Below are 26,729 nucleotides of genomic sequence, written 5' to 3' on the forward strand. Positions count from 1 at the left end.
TACGCCCCTACGCCCCGTCGCTCCCGAGCATCCCGGTCCACAGGTCGGGGAAGTCCGGCAGGGTCTTCGCCGTCGTCGCCACGTTCTCGATCTGTACGTCGGCCACAGTCAGGCCGATGATCGCACCGGCCGTCGCCATGCGGTGGTCGTCGTACGTGTGGAAGACGCCGCCGTGCAGCGGGCGCGGGCGGATGCGCAGGCCGTCGGCGGTCTCGGTGACGTCGCCGCCGAGCTCGTTGATCTCCTTGGTCAGCGCGGCCAGCCGGTCCGTCTCGTGCAGCCGCAGATGGGCGACGCCGCGCAGGGTGGAGGGGGTGTCCGCGAGGGCGGCGACCGCCGCGATGCCGGGGGTCAGCTCGCCGACGTCGCCCAGGTCGACGTCGATGCCGTGGATCCGGCCCGAGCCGGTGAACTCCAGGCCGTACTCGGTCAGTTCGCAGGAACCGCCCATCTCGGTGAAGATCTCGCGCAGCCGGTCGCCCGGCTGGGTGGTCCGGGACGGCCAGTCCGGGATCACGACCCGGCCGCCCGTCACCAGGGCCGCGGCGAGGAAGGGCTGGGCGTTCGACAGGTCCGGCTCGACGGTCAGGTCACGGCCCAGCAGGGCGCCGGGCGTGACCCGCCAGACGTTCGGCTCGCCGCCCGACTCGGGGGTGTCCACCTGGGCGCCGACCGCGCGCAGCATGTCGACGGTCATCCGGATGTGCGGGAGGGAGGGGAGGCTCCGGCCGGTGTGGCGGACCTCCACGCCCTGGTTGAAGCGCGGGCCGGAGAGCAGGAGGGCCGACACGAACTGGGAGGAGGACGAGGCGTCGATGGAGACCGTGCCGCCGTCCAGGGCGCCGCTGCCGTGGACGGTGAGGGGGAGCGCGCCGCGGCCGTCGTCGTCGATCCGGGCGCCGAGGACGCGCAGGGCGTCGATCACGCCGTGCAGCGGGCGCTCGTACGAACGGGGGTCGCCGTCGAAACGGATGCCGCCTGCGGCGAGGGTGGCGACGGGGGGTAGGAAGCGCATCACCGTGCCGGCGTTGCCGACGTCGACGGTGGCGGGGCCGCGCAGGCCCGCGGGGAGCACCCGCCAGGCCTCGCCGGAGCCGTCGGGGCCGACGCCCTCGTCGATGCCGACGCCCATCGCGCGCAGGGCGCCGGCCATCAGCAGGGTGTCGCGGGAGCGGAGGGGGCGGCGCAGCCAGCCGGGTTCGGAGGCGAGGGCGGCGAGGACGAGGGCGCGGTTGGTGACCGACTTGGACCCCGGCACGTGAACCGTGGCGTCGACGGCTCCGCGCGCGGTGGGGGCGGGCCAGAGGGCGGTTGGTGCGGTGGGGTTTGCGGCCATGGGGTCACTTTAGTGGCAGGGGGCGGTGTGAGCTGGTGGGCGGCCGGCGCCGCTCCGCGGGGAGGCCGGTGGTCGGGTGCGGCGCCGCTCCGCGGGGAGGCCGGTGGTCGGGTGCGGCGCCGCTCCGCGGGGAGGCCGGTGGTCGGGTGCGGCGCCGCTTCGGGAGGGCCGGTGGTCGGGGCGGGGCGCCGTGGGGGCTGGTCGCGCAGTTCCCCGCGCCCCTGTGATGCTGCCCCTTCGGGGCGGGCATCACATGCCGAGCAGCCAGCGCCCCCCGCCGATCAGCGAGCACAGGGACACCGTGTGGAAGAGGAACAGCCATACGCCCGCCGGGAGATGGGTCAGTCTCGACAGCTGGTCCGCGTCCGAGTCGCCCGCGCCGCCGCGGGAGCGCTTCGCCTGGAGTTCGAAGGCCGGGCGGACTCCGCCCAGCAGCAGGAACCACACCACGGCGTACGCGAACGCCGCCTGCACCTGCGGTCCGGCCAGCCAGGACACCAGCAGGAAGGTGCCGCCCGTGAGGAAGACCGTCAGGACGCCGTACGCGTTGCGGATCATCACCAGCATCACGATCAGCAGGGCCGTGGCGAGCCAGAGCAGCAGGGTGATGCGGCCGGCGCCGAGCAGGGCCGCGCCGCCGAGGCCGAGCAGCGGGGGAGCGGTGTAGCCGGCCGCGGCCGTGAGGATCATGCCGATGCCGTGCGGCTTGCCCCGGCTGAGCGTGAGGCCGCTGGTGTCGGAGTGCAGCCGGATGCCGGTGAGCTGGCGGCCCGTGAGCAGGGCGGTCAGGCCGTGGCCGCCCTCGTGGGCGATCGTGATGGCGTTGCGGGATATTCGCCACAGGTTGTGCGGGACGACCACCGCGACCGCGGCGGCCAGGGTCGCGAGCACCACCCACAGGTCGGGATCGGACTGGGTACCCGTCAGCCGGTCCCAGAGGTCGGGCAGCGCGAGGGCGGCGGTGCTCTCCATGGTGCGGTGATTACTCCCTCTGGTCAGTCCGAAAGGTGTCGGCGCGTAGCGCCGTCTTTGGGGGGTGGTGGTCGGGCGACGGGCGGGCCTGGCAGTGTTGCACGTATGTGCGGACGGTATGCATCCAGTCGTGGGCCCGAGGATCTCGCAGGAATCTTTGAAGTGGAGAAGTGGGAGCCCGAGGAGACCCTGGAGCCCGACTACAACGTGGCTCCGACCAAGGAGGTCTACGCCGTCCTCGACCGTCCGGTGAAAGACGCCGACGACTCCCGTCCGGTTCGCCAGCTGCGCAAGCTGAAGTGGGGGCTCGTGCCGTCCTGGGCCAAGACGCCCGAGGGCGGTGCCCGGATGATCAACGCGCGCGCGGAGACCGTGCACGAGAAGCCGTCGTACCGCCGCGCCTTCGCCACCCGCCGCTGCATCCTGCCCGCCGACGGCTACTACGAGTGGGTCACCGCCCCACAGGAGCGGGACCTGGAGGTCGAGGGGAAGAAGAAGCGGCCGCGCAAGCAGCCGTACTTCGTGCTCCCCGCCGACGGCTCGGTGTTCGCGATGGCCGGGCTGTACGAGTTCTGGCGGGACCGGACGCTGCCCGACGAGCACCCGCTGGCCTGGTGGGTGACGTGCTCGGTGATCACCACGGAGGCGGAGACCTCGCCGCTGGCCGTGGCGCCCGCCGAGGGGCCGCGGTCGCTGCACGACATCCACCCCCGGATGCCGCTGATGCTGACTCCGGACCGCTGGGACGCCTGGCTCGACCCGGCCCGCACGGACGTCGAGGACCTGCGGTCGCTGCTCGCCCCGCCGCCGGAGGGCCTGATGCGGGCCTACCCGGTCTCCACGGCGGTCAGCAACGTCCGCAACAACAGCCCGGAGCTGCTGAAGGAGCTGGAGGGGCCCGAGGAGGGCACGCTCTTCTAGCCTTCTCACGTGACCACAGCGAAGATCGTCGGTACGGAGGCGGGGGACGCCCGCATCACCTGGCACGAGGCGGAGAAGGCGTGGCTGGTGCTCGCCGTCAGCCACGGGGCGGGCGGCGGCATCGAGGCGCGGGATCTCCAGGGGATCGCAGCGGTCCTGCCGGAGCACGGCGTGACCGTCGCGCTCGTCGAGCAGCCCTGGCGGGTCGCCGGGAGGAAGCTCGCGCCCGCGCCGAAGACGCTCGACGTCGGCTGGTGCGGGGTGTGGCCCGCGCTCGCCGCGCCGGGGCTGCCGGTGGTGTCCGGCGGCCGCAGCGCCGGGGCCCGGGTCGCCTGCCGCACGGCGACCGAGCTGGGGGCGGTCGGCGTCCTCGCCCTGAGCTTTCCGCTGCACCCGCCGGGCAGGCCGGAGAAGTCGCGGGCCGGGGAGCTGCTCGGGGCCGGGGTGCCGACGCTCGTCGTGCAGGGCGGGAACGATCCGTTCGGGAAGCCGGCCGAGTTCCCGGCGGGGGCGTACGAACTCGTCGAGGTGCCGTACGGGGATCACGGTTTCGCGGTGCCCAAAAAGGCGGAGATGAGGCCGGAACAGGCAGTGACCATCATCACGGACGCGGTCGTCGCATGGACCGCGTCCCTCGGGTGACACCCGGGAATGTTGCGCGGCGGACCACTGTTGAGGCGGGCAGAAGTGCTGGGACACCAGTGCCGACGCCGAACGAGAGGAAGTCCGCCGCATGGGTTCGACCATCTGCCCGAGCCGTAGCAGCAGCGCTGACCTGGACTGGACGGTGCTGCACGCGGCCAAGACCGCTCCTATTCGAGCGGCGGCAGGCACGGGTCGTGTTCTATCCTCCGAGACGAGTGGGATCGGCTTCGGTCCTGCCCGGGATCTTGAGGAGGTGGGTCCGGTCACCGGTACCGACGCAGGGACCGACAACGGCCAGGCGGAGCTGCCCGAGGGCCAGGGCGTCAGCGCGGAGTCGACGTCGGAGCGCACCGCGCGCTTCGAGCGGGACGCGCTCGAATTCCTCGACCAGATGTACTCGGCGGCGCTGCGCATGACGCGCAACCCGGCCGACGCCGAGGACCTGGTGCAGGAGACCTACGCCAAGGCGTACGCGTCCTTCCACCAGTTCCGTGAGGGCACCAACCTCAAGGCCTGGCTGTACCGCATTCTCACCAACACCTTCATCAACTCGTACCGCAAGAAGCAGCGCGAGCCCCAGCGCTCCGCGGCCGAGGAGATCGAGGACTGGCAGCTCGCCCGTGCCGAGTCGCACATGTCGACGGGTCTGCGCTCCGCCGAGTCGCAGGCGCTCGACCACCTGCCGGACTCGGACGTGAAGGAAGCGCTGCAGGCGATCCCCGAGGAATTCCGCATCGCCGTCTACCTCGCCGACGTAGAGGGCTTTGCCTACAAGGAGATCGCGGACATCATGGGGACACCCATCGGTACGGTGATGTCCCGGCTGCACCGGGGCCGCCGCCAACTGCGCGGCATGCTGGAGGACTACGCGCGTGAGCGCGGGCTCGTCCCGGCCGGTGCCGGAGAGTCGGACGAAGCGAAAGGCTCGGGCTCATGAGCTGCGGAGAGCCGCACGAGACGGACTGCAGTGAGGTACTCGACCATCTCTACGAGTTCCTCGACAGTGAGATGCCGGACGTCGATCGCGTCAAGTTCAAGCAGCACTTCGACGAGTGCTCCCCCTGCCTGGAGAAGTACGGGCTGGAGGAGGCCGTGAAGAAGCTGGTCAAGCGGTGCTGCGGGCATGACGACGTGCCCATCGACCTGCGGGCCAAGGTGCTGGGGCGGCTGGACCTGATCCGCTCGGGTCAGGCCGTCCCGGAACACGACGTGACGGCCGCCCGGACCGCCGAGCCCGCACCGGCCACGCCGGAGAGCTGACCGGCCGCCGGCCGCGGCAGCGGTGCCCGGTCGGCACCGCCGAGCGGTTCCCGCCCCGGTGTCCCATCACCCGAACGTGCTAATCCTCCGGTCATAAGCCCCCGGACCCGCCGGCTCCCGCCCTAGGCTCCGGAGCCTGGACAGGCATGGTCGGGGGAGGGGCGAGATGGAGGCGGTCCCGGTACGGGTGCGCGCGTACGTGACCTGCGTCGCCCTCGCCGCCCTGCTCTGTCTGCTGCCGCTGCCCGGTCTGCGTACGCCCTGGTGGGCGGTCGCCCTCCTCGCCGCGCTCTATGCGGCCTGCGAGCACGTCGTACGGCGCCGTCTCGGCGGCACCTTCTACCCGGTCCTGCTCGCCGGTGCCTTCCTCCTGTCACCGCCGGCCGCCGCGCTCGTCCCACTGCCCGGTGCGCTGCTCTCCCGTGCCGAGCAACGGCCGCAGGCACTGCGCCGGACCTGGCGGGCCGCCGAGCTCGCGCTCGCCGTGTGGGGCGCGGGGCGCGTGCACTGGGCGCTGGGCGGCCGGGACTCGGTGGTGGGCTGCGACTTCCCGTACGCGCTGCTGCCCTGCGCCGCGGCCGTACTGGCCTTCTGCGCCGTGCTCGCACTGCTGGACGGCGGGATCCTCGCGGTCGCCGAGAGAGTCCCGGTCCGCCGGGCCTGGCGCGGTCTGCTCTCCCGCTCCCTCGCCCCGGTCGGGGTGCACGGGCTGGCCGGGCTGATGATGGCCGTGCTCTGGCGCAGCCCCTACGGCCCCGTCGCGGCCCTGCTCGTCCTGCTGCCGATGTGCGTCTCCTGGTGGGTGTTCGCCCAGTACCACCGGGAGCGCGCCGCCCACCAGGCCACCATCCGCGCGCTCGTCCAGGCCGTCGACATCAAGGACGGGTACACCCGCGGGCACAGCGAGCGGGTCGGACAGGCCTCCGTGATGATCGCGCGCGAACTGGGCATGGCCGACGACCGGGTGGAGGTGCTCCGCTTCGCCGGCATCCTCCACGACGTCGGGAAGCTGGGCGTCCCCACCCGGCTGCTCCGCAAGAACGGGCCGCTCACCCCGGAGGAGCGGCGGATCATCGAACTGCACCCCGAGTACGGCCACGAGATGGTGCGCGGGATCTCCTTCCTCGGCGAGGCCCGCGCGGCGATCCTCCACCACCACGAGCGCATCGACGGCAGCGGCTACCCCTACGGACTCGCGGGCGGCCAGATCCCGGAGTCCGCGCGCGTGGTGGCCGTCGCCGACGCCTTCGACGCGATGACGTCGACGCGCTCCTACAGCAGGGCCCGGCCGGTGGCGGCCGCCGTGGCGGAGCTACGGCGGTGCGCGGGACGGCACTTCGACGCGGGGATCGTCGACGCCCTGGCGCGAGCGCTGGCCAGACACGGCTGGCACCCGGCGGTCACCGCCGACGTACAGGCACCGGACCCGGCGGACCCGCCCGGCCCGGCCCTCTCCGGTCCGCCGAACGGTGACCGTGCGGGCGCCGGGAGAGGTGCCCCGTGACGTCCGGCGCCCCGGCGTTCGCCCCGGGACCGGCGGGCGGCGCCAGTGGCCGTGGCGGCGCTCTCGCCGGTCCGGCCGAGGCCCTTCGCTCCGGCCGTCCCGCCGCGCTCGGGTCCATCCGGCTCGCCGCCCTGCTCCTCGCCCTCGGCTGTCTCACCGGCACCCTCTGGGAAGGCCTCGACGACCGCGGCATCGCCCTCGCCTTCGGTGTGCTCGTCGGCATCGGGGAGTGGGCCCGCTGGACCGGCGCCGAGGTACGGGAGGCCGCCCCGCTCGGCGCCGCCGGCGGGCTCGCCTACGCCCTGCTCGGCGCCGACGCCGGGGCCGCCACTCACGACGGGGCCTTCCAGGTCGTCACCGTCGTCTGCGCGGCCTCGCTGCTCGGCAACGTCCCGCACATAGCCGACGGGCGGCGCCCCACCCTCGACCACCTCACCCGCCGCGTCCTCACCGTCGGCTTCGCCGCCGTCTGCTGCCAACCCCTCTACAGCAGGGGCGCGTTGGAGCACACGGGCGGACCGGCGTACGCCCTGCTGCTCGTCGCGCTCCTGGTGCTCACCGCGCTGTGCGACGCGGTGCTCGCCGCCGCGCAGGCCCACGCGCGGACGGGATGGCCGTTCGGGCCGCTGCTGCGGGACGAACTGCGCGGGCTGCTCGGCATCGGGTCCGCGGTCTGCGCCACCGGGGCCGTGATGGCACTGGCCGTCGCCGTCGTCGGGCTGTGGGCGCTGCCCGTGTTCTGCCTGCCCCTTCTCCTCACCCAGCTCTCCCTGCGCCGGTACGCGGCCGTCCGGGTCACCTACCGGCAGACCATCGCCTCCCTCGCCCGCGCCACCGAGATAGCCGGGTACACCCCGGCCGGGCACGCCCGCCGGGTCGCCACGCTGAGCCAGGCCGTCGGGCGGGACCTGGGGCTGTCCGCAGCGGAGCTCACCGTGCTGGAGTACGCGGCGCTCATGCACGACATCGGCCAGCTCAGCCTCGTCGACCCGGTGCCCGCCGGGGCCACCGCGGGGCTGCCGGCGGCGGAGCAGCGGCGGATAGCCCTGCTCGGCGGCGCCGTCGTACGGCAGACCGGGGTGGCCGCGGCGGTCGCGGTGGTCGTGGAGCGGCAGGCCGACCCCTACCGGGAGCAGCCGGTCGCCGCGCGGATCGTGCGGGCCGTCAACGCGTACGAGGAGAAGGCCCGGGATTCCGGGCCCGGCGGTCCGCTGACGGCACTGGAGGAGTTACGGCTGGCGACCGCCGGGGACTACGCTCCGGAGGTTGTGGAGTCCCTGGCCCGCGTGCTCTCCAGAGACTGTCTGACCTTGCGCGCGGCTGGGTAACCCATGGGTAATGAGCGGCCCTCCCGTCGTACGTGGTTGGATGCGAGGAGAGGGTGATGTCCGGGGGCACAAGCCAGCCCACTGTGCGGAACTGGAACTGGCAGGCGGGAATCGTGAGGATCTTCGGCAAGGGACGGCACCGGCCCTCCGCCTCCTGGCGGCAGGCCACCGACCGCGCGTTCACGCTGATCGGCGACGGCCGGTACGAGGACGCGGGCGAGCTGCTGACGCGCGCCGCCGACCTGGAGCCCTGGCTGTCGGAGTCCTGGTTCAACCTCGCCCTGCTGCACAAGTTCCGGCACGACTGGGAGCAGGCACGGGCCGCCGGGCTGCGTGCGGTGGCCCTCCTCGACCGGGAGAACGGGGCGCCCGACTGGTGGAACGTGGGCATCGCGGCGACCGCGCTGCAGGACTGGCCGCTGGCGCGGCGAGCCTGGCAGGCGTACGGGCTGCGGGTGCCGGGAGGCGCCACCGCGTCCGGCGAGCCGGACGGCATGGACCTGGGGAGTGCCGCCGTACGGCTGTCCCCGGAGGGGGAGGCCGAGGTGGTGTGGGGGCGGCGCCTCGACCCCGCCCGTATCGAGGTGCAGTCCATCCCGCTTCCCTCGTCCGGGCGGCGCTGGGGCGAGGTCGTCCTGCACGACGGGGTGCCGCACGGCGAGCGGACCACGGCGACCGGGCACGCGTACCCGGTCTTCGACGAGATCGAGCTGTGGGCGCCGTCACCGGTGCCGACGTGGGTGGTACTGCTGGAGGCGGCGACGGAGGCGGACCGGGACGCGCTGGAGCAGCTGGCGGGGGACGCGGGGTTCGCGGCGGAGGACTGGTCGTCCTCGGTGCGGCTGCTGTGCCGGATGTGCTCGGAGTCACGGATGCCGTCGGACGAGGGTGACGGGGTGCATCTCGATCCCCACGACCACAGTGAGCCGGGGCATCCGGGGCCGCTGGGGCACCGGACCGACGGCCAGCTGTGGGTGCCGGAGCGGGAGTGCGGGATCGCTGCGCCGGCCTCGCTGGTGCGGGGGTTGCTGGACGGGTGGGTTGCGGACAGCCCTGATTCCCGGGACTGGCGGGATCTGGAAGAGGTCTGCTGAGCGTCGCTCGTCGGCTGCGGGCCGGTGATGGCTGGTCGCGCAGTTCCCCGCGCCCCTGACGGGGCGCTCCCCGTACCCTGTATCAGCAACATCACCCCTGTTTTACCTAGGAAGGCTTACGTCGGTCATGGCGCAGCAGGACACCGATCAGCAGCACGCGGGCGTGCTCCCCGTGGATGACGAGGGGTTCGTCGTCGACACCGAGGGGACCGAGGAGCGCGAGAACGCCTGGCGTGAGCGAGGGACGTCGCGGCCCATCACCGTGGTCGGGAACCCGGTGCTGCACAAGGAGTGCAAGGACGTCACCGAGTTCGGGGCGGAGCTGGACCAGCTCGTCGCCGACATGTTCGCCAGCCAGCGGACCGCCGAGGGCGTCGGCCTCGCCGCCAACCAGATCGGCGTCGACCTGAAGGTCTTCGTCTACGACTGCCAGGACGACGAGGGCGCCCGGCACGTCGGCGTGGTGTGCAACCCGAAGCTGGTCGACCTGCCCGCCGACAAGCGGCGGCTGGATGACAGCAACGAGGGGTGCCTGTCGGTGCCCACCGCCTACGCCCCGCTCGCCCGGCCCGACTATGCCGAGGTCACCGGGCAGGACGAGAAGGGCAACCCGATCAAGGTGCGCGGCACCGGCTACTTCGCTCGGTGTTTGCAGCACGAGACCGACCACCTGTACGGCTACCTGTACATCGACCGGCTCTCCAAGCGCGAGCGCAAGGACGCGCTGCGGCAGATGGCCGAGAACGAGCCCCGCTACCCCGTGGTCGCCAACGACTGAGACCCAGGGAACGCGGAAGGACAGTTGTGACGCCTGGTCGGCCTGCTCCGACCAGGCGTTCGTCATGTTCGGTCAGGCTCGCTCGTCCGTGCGTCGTACATTCGATCCTTTGTGCACCCCTAGCGAACCTTAATCAGTCACACAAGGGGAGATTCTCGGCACTGTGGGGTAGTGAGTGAAGCAAATCCGTTCCCAGACCGGTCAGTTGTGGTGCTGAATAGTAACTGCGGGGATACGCAACGGCGCACGCCCGGCACAGCGGGAGGGGCGTGCGCACCTGGCTCGGCTGAGAGGGGTTTGTTCGTGCATGCTTTCTCACACAGCACCACATCGACGCCGACGGCGGTCGCGGTTCCACCACAACTCGCCCTCCCGGTGATCGAGGCCGAGTTTCCCCGGCAACTGCATCCGTTTTGGCCACGGCTACAGGAGAAGACCCGCCTCTGGCTGCTGGAAAAGCGGCTGATGCCGGCGGACAAGGTGCGGGAATATGCCGATGGTCTTTGCTACACCGACCTCATGGCGGGGTACTACCTGGGCGCGTCCGACGAGGTCATCCAGGCGATATGCGACTACAGCGCCTGGTTCTTCGTCTGGGACGACCGGCACGACCGGGACGTCGTGCACGGCAGGTCGGCCGACTGGCGGCGGTTGCGGTTCCGGCTGCACACGGCCCTCGACGCGCCCCTGCACCATCTGCACCACCCGGACACCCTGGTCGCCGGTTTCGCCGACAGCATCGCGCGGTTGTACACGTTCCTGCCCGGGACCTGGAACCGGCGGTTCGCCCGGCACTTCCACGAGGTGATCGAGGCCTACGACCGCGAGTACCGCAACCGCACCTCGGGATACGTTCCCGAGGTCGAGGAATACCTGGCCCTGCGGCGCCTCACCTTCGCCCACTGGATATGGACGGACCTGCTGGAGCCGAGCGCCGGGACCGAACTCCCGGACGCCGTACGGAAAAACCCCGCGTACCGTCGGCCGGCGCTGCTGAGCCAGGAATTCGCCGCCTGGTACAACGACCTCTGCTCGCTGCCCAAGGAAATAGCGGGCGACGAGGTGCACAACCTCGGAATCAGTCTCGTCACCCATGAGGGAATGAGCCTGGAACAGGCGGTCGAGGAAGTCAGGCGACGCGTCGAGGAATGCATAAGCGAATTCCTGGTCGCCGAGCGGGCCGCACTGCGGTTCGCCGAGGAACTCGACGACGGCACCGTGCAGGGAAAGGAAATCGGCGCCGCCGTCACGGCCTGCGTCGGCAACATGCGGAACTGGTTCAGTTCCGTCTACTGGTTCCACCACGAATCCGGCCGTTACATGGTCGACAGCTGGGACGACCGGTCCACGCCCCCGTACGTCAACAACGAAGCGGCAGGTGAGAAATGACCGTCGAGTCCGTGAAGCCCGCGACCGCGGAGGCTTCCGCACACGGTGAACTGCGCGAACCGCCCCTGGCCGGCGGCGGTGTGCCGGTCCTCGGGCACGGCTGGCGGCTGGCCCGCGACCCGCTGGCCTTCATGACCCGGCTGCGCGCCCACGGCGACATGGTGCGCCTCAGGCTCGGCCCCAAGGAGGTCTACGCCGTCACCACCCCGGAACTCACCGGCGCCCTCGCCCTGAACCCCGACTTCATCATCGCGGGCCCGCTGTGGGAGTCCCTGGAGGGACTGCTCGGCAAGGAGGGCGTCGCCACCGCCAACGGCCCCCGGCACCGGCGCCAGCGCCGCACCATCCAGCCCGCGTTCAACCTCTCCGCGATCCCCGCGTACGGGCCGGTCATGGAGGAGGAGGCGCACGCGCTGACCGAACGCTGGCAGCCCGGCGCCACCGTCGACTGCACCTCGGAGTCCTTCCGGGTCGCCGTCCGCATCGCCGCCCGCTGCCTGCTGCGCGGCGAGTACATGGACGAGCGCGCCGAGCGGCTCAGCGTCGACCTCGCGAGCGTCTTCCGCGGTATGTACCGGCGGATGGTCGTACCACTCGGCCCGCTGTACAAGCTGCCGTTGCCGGCCAACCGTGAATTCAACCGCGCGCTGGCCGATTTGCATCTCCTCGTCGACGAGATCGTCGCCGAGCGCCGGGCATCTGGTCAAAAGCCGGACGATTTGCTGACGGCATTGCTCGCGGCGAAGGACGAGAATGGCGACCCCATCGGGGAACAGGAGATCCACGACCAGGTGGTCGCGATACTCACCCCCGGCAGCGAAACAGTCGCCTCCACGATCATGTGGCTGCTCCAGGTCCTCGCCGAACACCCCGAACAAGCCGCGAAGGTTCGGACCGAGGTCGAATCCGTGACGGGCGGTCAGCCGGTTGGTTTTGAGCACGTTCGCCGGCTCACGCACACCAACAATGTCGTCGTCGAGGCGATGCGTTTGCGGCCGGCCGTATGGATATTGACCCGGCGGGCCAAGGCCGACACCGAGCTGGGTGGCTATCGCATTCCGGCCGGGGCCGACATCGTCTACAGCCCCTACGCCGTCCAGCGCGACCCGCACTCCTACCCCGGGCACCTCGACTTCGACCCGGACCGCTGGCTGCCGGAGCGGGCGGGGGACGTACCCAAGTACGCCATGAGCCCCTTCAGCGTCGGCAACCGCAAGTGCCCCAGCGACCACTTCTCCATGACCCAGCTCAGCCTGATCACGGCGGCGCTGTGCGCCAAGTACCGCTTCGAACAGGTCGCCGGGTCGAACGACACCACCCGGGTGGGCATCACCCTGCGCCCGCACCGGCTGCTGCTCGCACCCGTGCCCTGGTGACCCGGCGACCGGTGGATCACGCCTGATACCGGCGCGCGCTCAGGCGGCCTCAGGGCCCCGGAACGCGCGCCGGTAGGCGTTCGGCGTGGTGCCCAGCGACTTCACGAACTGGTGCCGCAGCGCGGCGGCCGTCCCGAAACCGGTCCGGCCCGCGATGGCGTCCATCGTCTCGTCCGTCCCCTCCAGCAACTCCTGTGCCAGCAGTACCCGTTGCCGCAGGATCCAGCGGTAGGGCGTGGTGCCGGTCTCCTGCTGGAAGCGGCGGGCGAAGGTGCGCGGAGCCATCAGGGCGCGGGCGGCCAGCTGCTCGACGGTGACCTCCTCGTCGAGGTGCTCCGTCATCCAGGCCAGCACCCCGCCGACCGTGTCGCAGGGGCCCTCCGGCAGCGGGCGCTCGATGTACTGGGCCTGGCCGCCGTCCCGGTGCGGGGGCACCACCATCCGCCGGGCGATCTTCGTGGCGACCTCCGGGCCCTGCTCCTTGCGGACGATGTGCAGACAGGCGTCGATACCGGCCGAGGTGCCCGCCGAGGTGAACACCGGGTCCTCGTCGACGTACAGCACGTCCGGCTCGACCCGGGTGCGGGGGAAGCGGCGGGCCAGCAGGTCCGCGTGCCGCCAGTGCACGGCGCACCGGCGCCCGTCCAGCAGCCCGGCCGCGCCGAGCACGAAGACACCCGAGCAGACGCTGAGCACCCTGGCGCCCCGGTCCACCGCCCGGCGGAGGGCGGCGAGCAACTCAGGGGGATACTCGCGGGCGACGTTGGAGTCCGAGGCCGGCACCGCGATCAGATCCGCCTCGTCGAGGCGGTCGATGCCGTACGGCGTGGAGACGGTGAGGCCCGGCACGTGGGTGCCGAGTGCCGGTCCCTCCGCCGAGACCACCGCGAAGTCGTACACCGGCAGCCCCTCGTCGGAGCGGTCGAGTCCGAAGACCTCGCAGACCACCCCGAGCTCGAAGGGGTGCACACCGTCGAGGAGCACCGTGGCCACGTTCTTCAGCATGCTGCCAGTGTGCCTCGCCGCTGGCAGTAATTCGAGGGTGTGTGGCAGTGCTGCCACTCACGGTAAGGAGCATCCGGCGCGAGAGTGGTGTCCATGAACGGAAACCAGATCGAAGGTCTCGTCGGAATGGTCCTGGTCCTCGGCATCCTGGTCCTCATGGCCCTCCCGTCCGTGCTCGGCGTCCTGCGCGACAGGCGCATCGACCGGCAGATCAGGGAGGCCCACGAGGACCGTGGGGAGCGGCTGGCTCAGAAGTCCTCGTCCAGGTCGACAGTGCCCTCCACCGCCACCTGGTACGCGGACGGACGGCGCTCGAAGAAGTTCGTCAGCTCCTGAACGCCCTGCAGCTCCATGAAGGAGAACGGGTTCTCCGAGCCGTACACCGGGGCGAAGCCGAGGCGGCCGAGCCGCTGGTCGGCGACGCACTCCAGGTACTGGCGCATCGAGTCCGTGTTCATGCCGGGCAGGCCGTCGCCGCACAGGTCACGGGCGAACTGCAGCTCGGCCTCGACGGCCTCCCGGAGCATGTCGGTGACCTGCTGCCGCAGTTCGTCGTCGAAGAGCTCCGGCTCCTCCTTGCGGACCGTGTCCACCACGTCGAACGCGAAGCTCATGTGCATCGTCTCGTCACGGAACACCCAGTTGGTGCCCGTGGCGAGACCGTGCAGCAGGCCCCGGCTGCGGAACCAGTAGACGTACGCGAAGGCGCCGTAGAAGAACAGGCCCTCGATGCACGCGGCGAAGCAGATGAGGTTGAGCAGGAAGCGGCGGCGGTCGGCCTTGGACTCCAGGCGGTCCAGGTTCTCCACCGAGTCCATCCACTTGAAGCAGAACTCGGCCTTCTCGCGGATGGAGGGGATGTTCTCGACCGCCGCGAAGGCGGCCGCGCGGTCCTCCGGGTCGGGCAGGTAGGTGTCCAGGAGCGTCAGGTAGAACTGGACGTGCACGGCCTCCTCGAACAGCTGCCGGCTCAGGTAGAGCCGCGCCTCGGGGGAGTTGATGTGCTTGTACAGCGTGAGCACCAGGTTGTTCGCGACGATCGAGTCGCCGGTGGCGAAGAACGCGACCAGCCGGCCGATCAGGTGCTGTTCCATCGGGGACAGCTTCGCGAGGTCGGCGACGTCGGAGTGGAGGTCGACCTCCTCCACGGTCCAGGTGTTCTTGATGGCGTCCCGGTAGCGCTCGTAGAAGTCGGGGTAGCGCATCGGGCGGAGCGTGAGCTCGAAGCCGGGGTCGAGAAGGTTCTTGCTGGACATCACTGGCAGGCCTCGCAGGACTCGGGGTTTTCCAGGGAGCAGGCGACGGCGTCTTCGGGGGCCGCCTGCTGGACGGGGATGGTGGCCTGGGCCCGGGCGGCGCGGGCGATCCGGGTCGCCGGGCGCGAGCGCAGGTAGTACGTCGTCTTCAGGCCCGACTTCCAGGCGTACGCGTACATCGAGGAGAGCTTGCCGATGGTCGGCGTCTCCAGGAAGAGGTTCAGGGACTGGGCCTGGTCCAGGTACGGGGTGCGGGCGGCGGCCATGTCGATCAGGCCGCGCTGCGGGATCTCCCATGCCGTCCGGTAGAGGTCGCGCACGTCCTCGGGGATCCAGACGAAGTCCTGCACCGAGCCGTTGGCCTCGCGCAGCGCCTCGCGGGTGCGGGCGTCCCAGACGCCGAGGTCCTTGAGCTCCTGCACCAGGTAGGAGTTGACCTGGAGGAACTCACCGGACAGCGTCTCGCGCTTGAAGAGGTTCGAGACCTGCGGCTCGATGCACTCGTACACGCCCGCGATCGAGGCGATGGTGGCGGTGGGGGCGATGGCGAGCAGCAGGCTGTTGCGCAGGCCGGTCGTCGCGATCCGCGCGCGCAGCGCCGCCCAGCGCTCCGGCCAGGTGAACTCGACGCCGTAGTGGTCGGGGTGCAGCACCCCCTGCGCGGTGCGGGTCTTCTCCCAGGCCGGCAGCGGGCCGCTGCGCTCGGCGAGGTCGGCGGAGGCCTCGTACGCGGCGAGCATGATCCGCTCGGCGATCCGGGTGGACAGCGCCTTCGCCTCGGCGGAGTCGAACGGCAGCCGCAGCTTGAAGAAGACGTCCTGGAGGCCCATGGCGCCGAGGCCGACCGGCCGCCACCTGGCGTTGGACCGGCCCGCCTGCTCGGTCGGGTAGAAGTTGATGTCGACGACCCGGTCGAGGAAGGTGACGGCGGTGCGGACGGTGTCGTCGAGCCGCTCCCAGTCGATGTCACCGGTCGCCGTGTCGACGAAGGCGCCGAGGTTCACCGACCCCAGGTTGCACACGGCCGTCTCGCCGTCGTCCGTGACCTCCAGGATCTCCGTGCAGAGGTTGGAGGAGTGGATGACGTGGCCGGGGGTGGCCGTCTGGTTGGCGGTCCGGTTGGCCGCGTCCTTGAACGTCATCCAGCCGTTGCCGGTCTGCGCCAGGGTCCGCATCATCCGGCCGTACAGGTCACGGGCCGGGACGGTCTTGCGGGCCAGCCCCGCGGCCTCGGCCCGGCGGTAGGCCGCGTCGAACTCGTCGCCCCACAGGTCCACGAGTTCCGGCACGTCGGCGGGGGAGAACAGCGACCACGGCTCGTCCGCGTTCACCCGGCGCATGAACTCGTCCGGGACCCAGTGCGCGAGGTTGAGGTTGTGGGTACGGCGGGCGTCCTCACCGGTGTTGTCGCGCAGCTCCAGGAACTCCTCGATGTCGGAGTGCCAGGTCTCCAGGTAGACCGCTGCCGCGCCCTTGCGCCGGCCGCCCTGGTTCACGGCGGCGACCGAGGCGTCCAGCGTCTTCAGGAACGGCACGATGCCGTTGGAGTGCCCGTTGGTGCCGCGGATGAGCGACCCGCGGGACCGGATGCGGCTGTACGACAGACCGATGCCGCCGGCGTGCTTGGAGAGCCGGGCGACCTGGTGGTAGCGGTCGTAGATCGAGTCCAGTTCGTCCTTCGGGGAGTCGAGGAGGTAGCAGGACGACATCTGGGGGTGCCGGGTGCCGGAGTTGAAGAGGGTCGGGGAGGACGGGAGGTAGTCGAGGCGGCTCATGAGCCCGTAGAGCGCGGCCACCTCGTCCACCGACCTGACGGTGTCGTCCTCGGCGAGGCCGGCGGCGACCCGGAGCATGAAGTGCTGGGGCGTCTCGATCACGCGGCGGGTGATCGGGTGCCGGAGCAGGTACCTGCTGTGCAGCGTGCGCAGGCCGAAGTAGCCGAAGCGGTCGTCGGCGGCCGGGTCGACGAGCGCGTCGAGGCGGGCCGTGTGCAGCCGGACGAACTCGGCGGTCCGGTCGGCGATGAGGCCCTCGCGGTGCCCCACCGCGACGGACTCGGTGAAGGACGTCACGCCCTGCGAGGCGGCCTCGGCGCGGATGGAGACGGTGAGCAGACGCGCGGCCAGCCGCGAGTAGGCGGGGTCCTCCGAGATCAGACCGGCGGCGGCCTCGGTGGCCAGCTCGCGCAGTTCCGCCTCGTCGGCCCGCGCCGACCGGCCGCGCAACGCGGCGGCGGCGACCCGGCCGGGGTCGGCGTCGGGGAGGTCGGCGGTCAGCTCGGTCAGGGTCCGCAGCAACGCGGTACCGGGACCGTCCCCTTCCACGGGTGCCGCGGATGCCGCGGAATCCACGGAGATGGCCGCTGAAGCCGGGTCGGCTGGCGCGATGGTCACGTGGGGCTCTCCCTCGCTGGGCGCGGGGCCTGGCGGAGGGCAGGGGGCAGCACGAGCGCGGGGGCACGCGTCGAGACCCTGGCCCACTCCACGAGGCCCGGACGTCAGAACGCCCTGACCGGGTGGCCGGGCGTGCTGTCGGCAGGTCCTCGGACTGACTCCTGTGCACGAACATGCACAAGTACACCGTTGCGGGACAGTTCCGGATTCGCACCGGATTCCCCTGCGGCGACAGCGAGCATGAGCATACATCTAGTGCCGGGCTGTCACGTCACCCCCAGATGTTGTGTCGCGGCGGTGTCAGAGCGTCAACTGGTAGGTGAGGAGAGTGAGGTCGTCCAGGTGCGGCACGGGATTCCAGTCCCGCTCCGGTGTGCGAACGAAGCCCAGGCGTTCGTAGATGCGGTGGGCGGTGTGCATGCTGCGCTGGCTCGACAGGACGACGGCCGTGCACCCCTCGGTGGCCCGCGCGCGGTCGAGACAGGCCCGCACAAGGGCCTCGCCGGCACCCCGGCCGCGGGCCTCGTGTGCGACCGCGAGCGCCCTGATCTCGGCCTCTCCGGGGCGCGCGATGTCGGCGACCGGGCCGGGGCCGGCGACGAAGGTGACGCCGCCGAGGAGTCTTTCGCCGTCCACGGCCACGAGCACCTCGGCGGCGGCCGCCCGGCTCGCCACGTCCTTCAGCACGGGCAGGTACTCGTCGCCCTCGCCGTAGTCGAGGAGACCGTCCCGGAGGTAGGCCTGGGCGGTGAGCTCGCCGAGGTCCTCGTATTCGGCGGGGTCCGCGGGCCGGATCGAGATGTCCATGCTGCCGAGTCTGCCGGAGGGCCCTGACAGCGTGCTCCCGAATTTCCAGGCTGCCACCTCCCCGTCCGGGCGGTGCGCGCAGTCGAGTCGCGTGGCCGGAAGGGAGTGCTTCCACGGAGTCAGGTGCCCCGCGGGTCCTGCGTGCCGAGAGCCGGTCGCGGAAGGAGAGGCACCATGTCGAGAATCGTCCGTCACCCGCCGGGCAAGGTCCGGCCGCGCAGTGCGCCGATGGCGACGCCGGACCTGCGACGCGCGGGCAGCCGGGTCGGATCCGGTCTCGTGGGCCGCTGGCACGCCCTGACGACCCGTCTGGAGGCCTGTCGCGGCGCCACCCGGCCCAGGAAGTGGCACCGGTGGGTCTCCTACGCCAACGTCACGAGGGCCGTCTGGACGAGATGGCCCTGCGGACGAGGGAGTAGCGGCGGAGGGGGGAAGCCGAAAGCGGGCCGCCGAGGGGGTTCTCCCGGTGGCCCGCTGCGGGTTGTGGGTGGCTGGTCGCGCCCGCGCGGCGGAGCCGCGCGTCGATACAGCCCCGCGCCCCTGACGGGGGGCTGTCAGTGAGTGCTTCCCGCCACGGCCGGCGGGAGTTCCACCTGCACGTCCGGGTCGCCCGCGTCCGCCGTGTAGTCCTCGGGGCTGGTCTCGTCGATGCCCTCGGGGGCCTTGAAGGCCTTCAGGGCGAAGGTCAGGACCACCGTGACGACCACGTTCATCACGAACGCCGTCAGGCCGATGTAGCCGATCTGGCCGAGGCCGGGGATGTCCTTGGACGAGCCGCCGAAGTGCGCCTGGGTCGGGGAGGCCACGCCGTACGCGGCGACCGTGCCGTAGACCATGCCGACCGCCCAGCCCGCCAGCAGGGCCCAGCGGTGGAACCAGCGCGTGAACAGGCCGCCGACCAGGGCCGGGAAGGTCTGCAGGATCCAGATGCCGCCGAGCAGCTGGAAGTTGATGGCGACCGTCTTGTCCATGGTGAGGACGAAGATCAGCGCGCCCACCTTCACCAGCAGCGACACCAGCTTGGAGACCTGGGCCTCCTGCTTCGGCGTGGCGTCCGGCTTGATGAAGTCACGGTAGATGTTGCGGGTGAAGAGGTTCGCGGCCGCGATGGACATGATGGCCGCGGGGACCAGGGCGCCGATGCCGATCGCCGCGAAGGCCACGCCCGCGAACCAGTCCGGGAACATGTTCTCGAACAGCTGGGGGATGGCCAGCTGGCCGTTGGTGACCTTGACGCCGGCCGCGATGGCCATGAAGCCCAGCAGGGCGAGCAGGCCCAGCATCAGGGAGTACAGCGGCAGGATCGTGGTGTTGCGGCGGATCACGTCACGGCTCCTGGAGGAGAGCGTCGCGGTGATCGAGTGCGGATACATGAACAGGGCCAGCGCGGAGCCCAGCGCCAGGGTGGCGTACGTCCACTGGCCGGCCGCGGGCGGGACGAGGCCGCCCGCTCCCGCCGCCGTGAACTTGTCGCCCGCCTTGGCGAAGATGTCGTCGAAGCCGCCCAGCTTGATCGGGATGTAGATGATCGCCACCGCGATGACGATGTAGATCAGCGCGTCCTTCACGAACGCGATCAGGGCGGGGGCGCGCAGGCCCGAGGAGTAGGTGTAGGCCGCGAGCACCCCGAAGGCGATGAGGAGCGGGAGGTCCTTCACGAACCAGTTGGTGCCGTCGCTGCCGCCGACGCCCATCACGTCCAGCACCGCCTGGATGCCGACGAGCTGCAGTGCGATGTACGGCATCGTCGCCAGGATGCCGGTCAGCGCGACGGCGAGCGAGAGGCCCTTGGAGCCGAAGCGGCCGCGCACGAAGTCCGAGGTCGTCACGTAGCCGTGCCGGTGCGAGACCGACCACAGACGCGGCAGGAACGTGAAGATCAGCGGATAGACCAGGATCGTGTACGGCACCGCGAAGAAGCCGGCCGCGCCCGCCGCGTAGATCGCCGCCGGTACGGCGACGAACGTGTACGCCGTGTACAGGTCGCCGCCGAGCAGGAACCAGGTGACCCAGGTGCCGAACGACCGGCCGCCGAGCCCCCATTCGTCGAGGGAGTGCTCGTTCTCGGCCTTGCGCCAGCGCGCGGCCAGGAAACCCATGACCGTGACGGCCAGGAAGAAGAAGACGAAGACGCCGAGCGCGACGCCGTTCACACCGTCCTTCACTGCTGCGCACCCCCGTCCGTGCTCGTCGCGGCCTCGGCCTTGCGGGCGCGCTGGTCGCGCTGCCACAGCTGGTACGCGGTCATGGTGAGCGCGGTGGAGAGCAGCACCCACAGCATCTGGTACCAGTAGAAGAACGGGATCCCGATGAACACCGGGTCCGTCTTGGCGTACGAGCCCACCCAGAGCATCGCCACGAAGGGCGCTATCAGACAGACGGCGATGGCGACGCGTATGGGCGTCACCACCGCCGCTTTGGTCACATCGGAGGCATCTGACATCTCGCGGCTCCGTCCCCTCACTGACCGCACGGCGATCACCGTTGTTCACCTGTGTAATGCGCAGGCAATCATGGCGAACGCGAAAGGTCAGCGGAAGACCTCATCCGCATATCGGTATGTCGATTCGGTGGAGAAGGGTGACGTGCCGTCAGGGGGCCGCGGTGCGAACGGGGTCAGTCCTGGGGCCGCTTGAGCCGCGCGACGAACTTGTAGCGGTCGCCGCGGTACACCGAGCGCACCCATTCCACCGGCTGGCCGTCGCGGTCCAGGGAGTGGCGGGAGAGCATCAGCATCGGCAGGCCCACGTCGGTGCCGAGCAGGCCGGCCTCGCGCGGGGTCGCCAGCGAGGTCTCGATGGTCTCCTCGGCCTCGGCGAGATGGACGTCGTACACCTCGGCGAGGGCGGTGTACAGGGACGTGTACTTGACGAGGGAGCGGCGCAGGGCGGGGAAGCGCTTCGCGCTCAGGTGCGTGGTCTCGATCGCCATCGGCTCGCCGTTGGCCATGCGCAGCCGCTCGATGCGCAGCACGCGCCCGCCTGCCGTTATGTCGAGAAGTCCGGCGAGCCGGTCGTCGGCGGTGATGTAGCCGATGTCCAGCAGCTGCGAGGTCGGTTCCAGGCCCTGGGCCCGCATGTCCTCCGTGTACGAGGTGAGCTGGAGCGCCTGGGAGACCTTGGGCTTGGCGACGAAGGTGCCCTTGCCCTGGATGCGCTCCAGCCGGCCCTCGACGACGAGCTCCTGGAGGGCCTGGCGGACGGTGGTGCGGGAGGTGTCGAACTCGGCGGCCAGGGTGCGCTCGGGCGGGACCGGGGTGCCGGGGGCCTGTGTCTCGGTCATTTCGAGCAGGTGCTTCTTCAGGCGGTAGTACTTGGGCACGCGCGCGGTACGGACGGCTGTCCCGCTCTCGTTCTCCGCACTGCTGACGTCGGTGCTCATGCTCCGCCTTCCCGGCTTATTGACGCGGCTCGCCTCGTGGCACGGCAGCGTACGGGATTCGCCCTGCACGCTGCGTGATCCCCTCTGTATACCGTCGCGGACGCTGTTGGTCTAGTCCACCGAGCGAGTGGTCTACCGGAATTGTCTCGTCCGCGCCTCGGGTTTTCGAGGGGTTCTTACTTAAAGGTTCCTGCATATGTAGGTCGCATAACGGCTGGTCGGAGCCTATTCGGCCACCCTTGACAGGCCTGGTGGTCTGGGCCAAGCTTCCCGCACTGGTCTACACCATTGGTCCAGGTCCCGGCCCAACGCTCGTGCGGGGAGGCAGGGGGGTTTGTGGCATCCCTGAGGAGGGTGGCGTGAAGCGCAAGCTGATAGCCGCGATTGGTATCGCGGGCATGGTCTTCTCGGTCGCGGCGTGTGGCAGTGACAACAAGGACGACAACAAGTCCCAGGGCTCGGACGCCAAGGCGCTGACCGTGTGGCTCACGGTGGACGCGCAGAACAACTGGCCCGACCTGGTCAAGGCCGCCGACGCCGCCGTGCAGAAGAAGCACCCCGGCATCAAGATCAACCACGAGTACTACGGCTGGCCGGACAAGAACACCAAGCTGGACGCCGTCCTCGCCACGGACAAGGCCCCCGACGTGGTCGAGATGGGCAACACCGAGATGCTCAGCTACATGGTCAAGGGCGCCTTCGCCCCCGTGGACGCCTCCCAGTTCACCAGCTCGGACCAGTGGCTCGACGGCCTCAAGGCCTCCGTCACCTACCAGGGCAAGACCTACGGCGTGCCGTACTACGCCGGTGGCCGCGTCGCCAACTGGCGCAAGGACATCGCCGCCTCGGCCGGCATCAAGACCACGCCGAAGACCTACACCGAGCTGACCGCCGACCTGGACAAGATCCAGAAGAAGGAAGGCGACAAGTTCAGCGCCTGGTACCAGCCCACCCGTGACTGGTACGCGGCCATGTCCTTCGTCTACGACGCGGGTGGCTCCATCGCCGTCGAGAACGGCGGCAAGTGGCAGGGCAACCTCTCCTCGGCCGAGTCCGTCAAGGGCCTGACCGAGTTCAAGAACGTCATCGACAAGTACATGCACGGTGACAAGACCAAGGACGAGTCCGACCGCTACATCGTCTACGGCCAGGGCAAGTCGGCCATGATCTTCGGTGCCGCCTGGGAGGGCGCGACCGCGGCCGACCCGAAGAACGACAAGACCGGCGGCAAGCTGAAGGACAACCTCGTCAACTTCGTGATGCCCGGCCCGTCCGGCAAGAACATGCCGGTCTTCCTGGGCGGCTCCGACCTCGCCATCCCGGTGAAGTCGAAGGCGCAGGGCGTCGCCGCCGAGTGGATCAACGCGTTCACCGGTCCCTCCGGCCAGAAGGGCCTGATGGCCAAGGGCAACCTGCCGAACAACAAGACCGACCTCGCCACGCTGAAGAACGACCCGGCGACCGCGGTGCCGGCCGAGGCGGCCGAGTCCAACTGGTTCGTGCCGATGGCGCCGGGCTGGGGCCAGGTCGAGAAGGCCCAGGTGCTCCAGACGATGCTGCAGAACATCGGCACCGGCAAGGAGAGCGTCGAGGCGGCGGCCAAGGAGGCCGACGCGGCGATCGACAAGGTCATCAACACCCCGTAACGGTCCGCGGCCGGGCCTGACCGACGGGGGGTCGGGTCCGGCCGGTGGGTTTCAAAAGAGGATGCCGCGTTGGGTTGTGGGGCCACTGCGGGTGCGTTGTGGCTGGTCGCGCAGTTCCTCCCCCAGCCTTCGGCCGGGGGTGCCCCCAGCGCTCCTTCGGGGGCGCGGCACCTGACGTTTCTTGAATTGCTTAGGAGCGCACGATGAGTGCCGTTGATACGACCACACCCGCCAAGGTGCCAGCACCTCCACCGGACTCCCCGCAAAGACCACGTGCGAACCGGCGTTCGGGGGGCCCCGCCGTTCCCTGGCTGCTGCTCGCCCCCTGCCTGCTGATCCTGGCGCTCGTCCTCGGCTACCCCCTCTACCGGCTGGTCACCCTCTCCTTCCAGGATTTCGGGCAGTCTCAGCTGTGGGGGTTCAAGCCGGCCGAGTGGGTCGGGTTCGGCAACTTCTCCGAGGTGCTCGGCGACAGCGAGTTCTGGCAGGTCGTGCTGCGCACGATCGTCTTCGCGGGCGGCTCCGTCGTCTTCACCATGGTCGTCGGGATGCTCATCGCGCTGCTGCTGCAACGCGTCTCCGGCTGGGTGAAGACGCTGGTCAACATCGCGCTGGTGGCCAGCTGGGGCATGCCGGTCATCGTCGCCACCACGGTCTTCAAGTGGCTCTTCGACTCCGACTACGGCATCCTCAACGCCCTGCTCAGCAAGCTCCCCGGGGTCGACATGGTCGGCCACAACTGGTTCGCCAGCGGACCCGAGGGGCTCGCGGTGATCATGCTCCTGGTGGTCTGGGGAGCGGTCCCCTTCGTGGTCATCACGCTCAGTGCCGGACTCACCCAGGTCCCCAAGGAGCTGGAGGAGGCCGCCCGCCTCGACGGCGCCGGCCCCTGGGGCGTCTTCCGCTACGTCACGCTGCCCATCCTCAAGCCGGTGATCGTGATGCTCACGACGCTCTCGGTGATCTGGGACATGGGCGTCTTCCCGCAGGTCTTCGTGATGCGCGGCGGCCACCCCGAGGCCGAGTTCCAGCTGCTCACCACCTGGTCCTACGACCGCGCCTTCGTCGTCAACGACTACGGGCAGGGCTCCGCGATCGCCCTGCTCACCGTGGTCCTCCTGCTCGGCGTCGTCGCCGTGTACATGCGCCAGATGCTGCAGATCGGAGAGGTCGAATGAGCACCGTAGCCACCCCGGGCCGCAGGAGGGCGAAGGCCGGCTGGAACCTCCTCGGCCTCCTCGTCTTCGTCGTCGCGGGCTTCCCCGTCTACTGGATGCTGAACACGGCGTTCAAGCCGGCGAAGGACGCCATCGACCCGGACCCGAGCCTGCTGCCCACCGGCGTCACCCTGTCCAACTTCCGCCGCGCGCTGGACATCGCCGACTTCTGGGGCCCGGTCGGCCGCAGCCTGATCGTGTCCCTCTCCGTCGTGGTGATCGGCATGGCCATCGGACTGCTGGCCGCCCTGGCCATCTCCCGGTTCGCCTTCCGCGGCCGCAAGGTCGTGATCGTCGGCATCCTCGCGGTCCAGATGATCCCGCTGGTCGCCATGATCATCCCGGTCTTCCTGCTCCTCAACGACCTGGACCAGTACGACAAGCTCAGCGGCCTGATCATCACCTACCTGACCTTCATCCTGCCGTTCACGGTGTGGACCCTGCGCGGCTTCATCGTCAACATCCCGAAGGAGCTGGAGGAGGCCGCCATGGTCGACGGCTGCTCCCGCACCGGCGCCTTCGTCCGCGTGGTCTTCCCGCTGCTCGCCCCCGGCCTGGTCGCCACCTCGGTCTACGGCTTCATCCAGGCCTGGAACGAGTACCTCTACGCCCTGATGCTGCTCAGCCAGGAGCACCAGACGGCGACCGTCTGGCTCGCCAACTTCACCACGAAGCACGGCACCGAATACGCCCCGATGATGGCCGGCGCCACCATGCTCGCCGTGCCGATCGTCGTCCTGTTCCTCCTCGTCCAGCGCAAGATGGCCGCGGGCCTCACCGCGGGCGCCGTGAAGGGATAACCCCATCCGATGACGACATTCGCCAGCGGTACGGACACACTCACGCGCGACGCGCTGACGGTCCTCCAGCCGGGCTTCACCGGCACCACCGCCCCCGACTGGGTACTGCGCCGACTCGGCGAGGGCCTCGCCTCGGTGGGCGTGTTCGGCCGCAACATCATCTCGGCCGAGCAGCTCTCGGCCCTCACCGCCCAGCTGCGCGCCGAGCGGGACGACGTCCTGGTGGCGATCGACGAGGAGGGCGGTGACGTCACCCGCCTGGAGGTGCGCACCGGCTCCTCCTTCCCCGGCAACCACGCCCTCGGCGCCGTCGACGACCCGGAGCTCACCCGGCAGGTCGCCCTCGAACTGGGCCGCCGCCTGGCCGCCTGCGGGGTCAACTTCAGCTGGGCCCCGGTCGCCGACGTGAACTCCAACTCCGCCAACCCGGTCATCGGCGTCCGCTCCTTCGGCGCCGACCAGGACCTGGTGGCCCGGCACACGGCGGCGTACGTCACCGGCCTCCAGGCGGCCGGGGTGGCGGCCTGCACCAAGCACTTCCCGGGCCACGGCGACACCGCCGTCGACTCCCACCTCGCCATGCCCCGCATCGACGTGGGCGCCGAGGTCCTGGGCGCCCGCGAACTGGTGCCCTTCCGCGCCGCCATCGCCGCCGGCAGCCGCGCCGTGATGAGCGCGCACATCCTGGTCCCCGCCCTGGACCCGGCCCGGCCCGGCACGCTGTCCCACCGCGTCCTGACCGAGCTCCTGCGCGGCGAACTCGGCTACGACGGCCTGATCGTCACCGACGGCATCGAGATGCAGGCCATCGCCGGGACCTACGGCATCGAACACGGCACCGTCCTGGCCCTCGCCGCCGGCGCCGACGCGATCTGCGTGGGCGGCGGCCTCTCGGACGAGGAGACGGTACGGCGGCTGCGCGACGCCCTGGTCGCGGCGGTCCGCTCCGGCGAACTCCCCGAGGAACGCCTGGCGGACGCGGCGCGGCGGGTGCGGGCACTGGCGACCTGGACGGCCACGACGGAGGTGGCCCAGCCGGACCCGGCCCTCACGGACATCGGCCTCGTCGCCGCCCGCCGCGCGCTCCATGTGACGCGCGTCGACCCCTACACGCCGCCGGCCGAGCCGCTCTTCGTCGCCTCCCTCACGCCCGAGACCAACATCGCCGTGGGCACGGAGACACCGTGGGGCGTCTCCGGCGAACTGACCCGGCTCGTGCCCGGCACCGAGACCGGCAGCTTCGCCGGCGAGGACGCGGGCCACGCGGCGATCGTCGCGGCGGGGGACCGCCGGATCGTCGCCGTGGTCCGGGACGAACACCGGCACCCCTGGATGACCGCGGCCCTGGACACCCTGCTCAAGGCCCGCCCCGACACCGTCGTGGTGGAGATGGGCGTACCGCAGGCCACACCCCGGGGCGCCCTGTACATCGCGACGCACGGCGCGGCCCGGGTCTGCGGAGTGGCGGCGGCCGAGGTCATCGCGGGCGTGACCGCGTAGCGGATCCCGGCGGGGGGGGGGGGGGGGGGGCGGCGCGGCCCGCCCCCCCCCCCCCCCCCCCCCCCCCCCCCCCCCCCCCCCCCCCCCCCCCGACCCGCGGGCGGGGGCGGCGCGGCGCCGC

24 protein-coding genes and 1 riboswitch are annotated in these 26,729 nt (G+C 70.8%); of the genes, 15 read left to right on the top strand and 9 right to left on the bottom strand.

Annotated features, from left to right (window positions below; translation table 11 throughout):
- Positions 1 to 7: 7 nt before the first annotated feature.
- Both aroA and ACFY0K_RS18990 read right to left on the bottom strand, forming a co-directional pair.
- Entirely contained in the window at positions 8 to 1,336 is a 1,329-nt protein-coding gene (gene aroA, locus ACFY0K_RS18985; protein WP_390640797.1) for a 3-phosphoshikimate 1-carboxyvinyltransferase, read from the bottom strand.
- Positions 1,337 to 1,585: 249 nt separating this feature from the next.
- Entirely contained in the window at positions 1,586 to 2,308 is a 723-nt protein-coding gene (locus ACFY0K_RS18990; RefSeq protein ID WP_351957913.1) for a M50 family metallopeptidase, read from the bottom strand.
- 105 nt (positions 2,309 to 2,413) lie between these two features.
- Between ACFY0K_RS18990 and ACFY0K_RS18995 the strand changes: the two genes are divergently transcribed.
- From ACFY0K_RS18995 to ACFY0K_RS19040, 10 genes are all read left to right on the top strand, one after another.
- Positions 2,414 to 3,229 carry an SOS response-associated peptidase gene (locus ACFY0K_RS18995; protein WP_390640798.1) on the top strand — a complete coding sequence of 272 codons (816 nt, stop codon included), beginning with the start codon at positions 2,414 to 2,416 and terminating at the stop codon, positions 3,227 to 3,229.
- A 9-nt stretch (positions 3,230 to 3,238) separates the two neighbouring features.
- Positions 3,239 to 3,871, top strand: coding sequence for an alpha/beta family hydrolase (locus tag ACFY0K_RS19000; protein ID WP_390640799.1), 633 nt, complete (start codon positions 3,239 to 3,241; stop codon positions 3,869 to 3,871).
- Positions 3,872 to 4,127: 256 nt separating this feature from the next.
- On the top strand, positions 4,128 to 4,811 hold the full coding sequence (gene sigR, locus ACFY0K_RS19005) for an RNA polymerase sigma factor SigR (RefSeq protein ID WP_351957911.1): 684 nt from the start codon (positions 4,128 to 4,130) through the stop codon (positions 4,809 to 4,811).
- Positions 4,808 to 5,134, top strand: a complete 327-nt coding sequence (gene rsrA / locus ACFY0K_RS19010; RefSeq protein ID WP_390640800.1) for a mycothiol system anti-sigma-R factor — start codon at positions 4,808 to 4,810, stop codon at positions 5,132 to 5,134. Before sigR ends, rsrA begins: the two co-directional genes overlap by 4 nt.
- Positions 5,135 to 5,300: 166 nt before the next feature.
- Positions 5,301 to 6,638 carry an HD-GYP domain-containing protein gene (locus ACFY0K_RS19015; RefSeq protein ID WP_390640801.1) on the top strand — a complete coding sequence of 446 codons (1,338 nt, stop codon included), beginning with the start codon at positions 5,301 to 5,303 and terminating at the stop codon, positions 6,636 to 6,638.
- Between the two features lie 116 nt (positions 6,639 to 6,754).
- The gene (locus ACFY0K_RS19020; RefSeq protein ID WP_390640968.1) at positions 6,755 to 7,966 is read left to right on the top strand and encodes an HD-GYP domain-containing protein; all 1,212 of its coding nucleotides are present in this window, start codon (positions 6,755 to 6,757) and stop codon (positions 7,964 to 7,966) included.
- A 113-nt stretch (positions 7,967 to 8,079) separates the two neighbouring features.
- Entirely contained in the window at positions 8,080 to 9,060 is a 981-nt protein-coding gene (locus ACFY0K_RS19025) for a tetratricopeptide repeat protein (protein ID WP_382719692.1), read from the top strand.
- A 127-nt stretch (positions 9,061 to 9,187) separates the two neighbouring features.
- Complete coding sequence (gene def / locus ACFY0K_RS19030) at positions 9,188 to 9,838, top strand: peptide deformylase (protein WP_093499178.1); 651 nt, start codon at positions 9,188 to 9,190, stop codon at positions 9,836 to 9,838.
- Positions 9,839 to 10,141: 303 nt separating this feature from the next.
- Positions 10,142 to 11,227: an epi-isozizaene synthase gene (cyc1, locus tag ACFY0K_RS19035; RefSeq protein WP_390640802.1), complete on the top strand. Its 1,086-nt coding sequence runs from the start codon at positions 10,142 to 10,144 to the stop codon at positions 11,225 to 11,227.
- The gene (locus tag ACFY0K_RS19040; RefSeq protein ID WP_390640803.1) at positions 11,224 to 12,603 is read left to right on the top strand and encodes a cytochrome P450; all 1,380 of its coding nucleotides are present in this window, start codon (positions 11,224 to 11,226) and stop codon (positions 12,601 to 12,603) included. Before cyc1 ends, ACFY0K_RS19040 begins: the two co-directional genes overlap by 4 nt.
- A 39-nt stretch (positions 12,604 to 12,642) precedes the next feature.
- On the opposite strand, the gene ACFY0K_RS19045 is transcribed toward ACFY0K_RS19040, so the two are convergent.
- Entirely contained in the window at positions 12,643 to 13,608 is a 966-nt protein-coding gene (locus tag ACFY0K_RS19045; RefSeq protein WP_390640804.1) for a helix-turn-helix domain-containing protein, read from the bottom strand.
- A gap of 93 nt (positions 13,609 to 13,701) precedes the next feature.
- On the opposite strand from ACFY0K_RS19045, the gene ACFY0K_RS19050 reads away from it, so the two are divergent.
- Positions 13,702 to 13,944: a hypothetical protein gene (locus tag ACFY0K_RS19050; protein WP_390640805.1), complete on the top strand. Its 243-nt coding sequence runs from the start codon at positions 13,702 to 13,704 to the stop codon at positions 13,942 to 13,944.
- Here ACFY0K_RS19050 and ACFY0K_RS19055 read toward each other — a convergent pair.
- The 6 genes from ACFY0K_RS19055 to ACFY0K_RS19080 all read right to left on the bottom strand — a co-directional run bounded on the left by ACFY0K_RS19055 (position 13,857) and on the right by ACFY0K_RS19080 (position 21,445).
- The gene (locus tag ACFY0K_RS19055) at positions 13,857 to 14,864 is read right to left on the bottom strand and encodes a ribonucleotide-diphosphate reductase subunit beta (protein ID WP_351489580.1); all 1,008 of its coding nucleotides are present in this window, start codon (positions 14,862 to 14,864) and stop codon (positions 13,857 to 13,859) included. The genes ACFY0K_RS19050 and ACFY0K_RS19055 overlap by 88 nt on opposite strands.
- Positions 14,864 to 17,257, bottom strand: a complete 2,394-nt coding sequence (locus ACFY0K_RS19060; protein ID WP_390640806.1) for a ribonucleoside-diphosphate reductase subunit alpha — start codon at positions 17,255 to 17,257, stop codon at positions 14,864 to 14,866. The genes ACFY0K_RS19055 and ACFY0K_RS19060 overlap by 1 nt, the downstream gene beginning before the upstream one ends.
- A 144-nt stretch (positions 17,258 to 17,401) precedes the next feature.
- A riboswitch (cobalamin riboswitch) is annotated at positions 17,402 to 17,480 on the bottom strand.
- A 77-nt stretch (positions 17,481 to 17,557) separates the two neighbouring features.
- Positions 17,558 to 18,064, bottom strand: coding sequence for a GNAT family N-acetyltransferase (locus tag ACFY0K_RS19065; RefSeq protein WP_390640807.1), 507 nt, complete (start codon positions 18,062 to 18,064; stop codon positions 17,558 to 17,560).
- A 554-nt stretch (positions 18,065 to 18,618) separates the two neighbouring features.
- Entirely contained in the window at positions 18,619 to 20,229 is a 1,611-nt protein-coding gene (gene mctP, locus ACFY0K_RS19070; protein WP_390640808.1) for a monocarboxylate uptake permease MctP, read from the bottom strand.
- Positions 20,226 to 20,507: a DUF3311 domain-containing protein gene (locus ACFY0K_RS19075; RefSeq protein WP_390640809.1), complete on the bottom strand. Its 282-nt coding sequence runs from the start codon at positions 20,505 to 20,507 to the stop codon at positions 20,226 to 20,228. Before ACFY0K_RS19075 ends, mctP begins: the two co-directional genes overlap by 4 nt.
- Before the next feature lie 173 nt (positions 20,508 to 20,680).
- On the bottom strand, positions 20,681 to 21,445 hold the full coding sequence (locus ACFY0K_RS19080) for a GntR family transcriptional regulator (protein WP_093499171.1): 765 nt from the start codon (positions 21,443 to 21,445) through the stop codon (positions 20,681 to 20,683).
- Between the two features lie 359 nt (positions 21,446 to 21,804).
- On the opposite strand from ACFY0K_RS19080, the gene ACFY0K_RS19085 reads away from it, so the two are divergent.
- The 4 genes from ACFY0K_RS19085 to ACFY0K_RS19100 all read left to right on the top strand — a co-directional run bounded on the left by ACFY0K_RS19085 (position 21,805) and on the right by ACFY0K_RS19100 (position 26,608).
- Positions 21,805 to 23,091 (top strand): extracellular solute-binding protein, encoded by a 1,287-nt coding sequence (locus tag ACFY0K_RS19085; RefSeq protein ID WP_390640810.1) that lies wholly within the window; start codon positions 21,805 to 21,807, stop codon positions 23,089 to 23,091.
- A gap of 203 nt (positions 23,092 to 23,294) precedes the next feature.
- Positions 23,295 to 24,269 carry a carbohydrate ABC transporter permease gene (locus ACFY0K_RS19090; protein WP_390640811.1) on the top strand — a complete coding sequence of 325 codons (975 nt, stop codon included), beginning with the start codon at positions 23,295 to 23,297 and terminating at the stop codon, positions 24,267 to 24,269.
- A complete protein-coding gene (locus tag ACFY0K_RS19095) occupies positions 24,266 to 25,108 on the top strand; it encodes a carbohydrate ABC transporter permease (RefSeq protein ID WP_351957896.1) in 843 nt (280 codons plus the stop codon). Before ACFY0K_RS19090 ends, ACFY0K_RS19095 begins: the two co-directional genes overlap by 4 nt.
- A gap of 9 nt (positions 25,109 to 25,117) precedes the next feature.
- A complete protein-coding gene (locus ACFY0K_RS19100) occupies positions 25,118 to 26,608 on the top strand; it encodes a glycoside hydrolase family 3 protein (protein ID WP_390640812.1) in 1,491 nt (496 codons plus the stop codon).
- Positions 26,609 to 26,729 lie beyond the last annotated feature (121 nt).

Origin of the sequence: Streptomyces sp. NPDC001507 (assembly GCF_042894765.1) — a bacterium.
Lineage (GTDB): Bacteria > Actinomycetota > Actinomycetes > Streptomycetales > Streptomycetaceae > Streptomyces.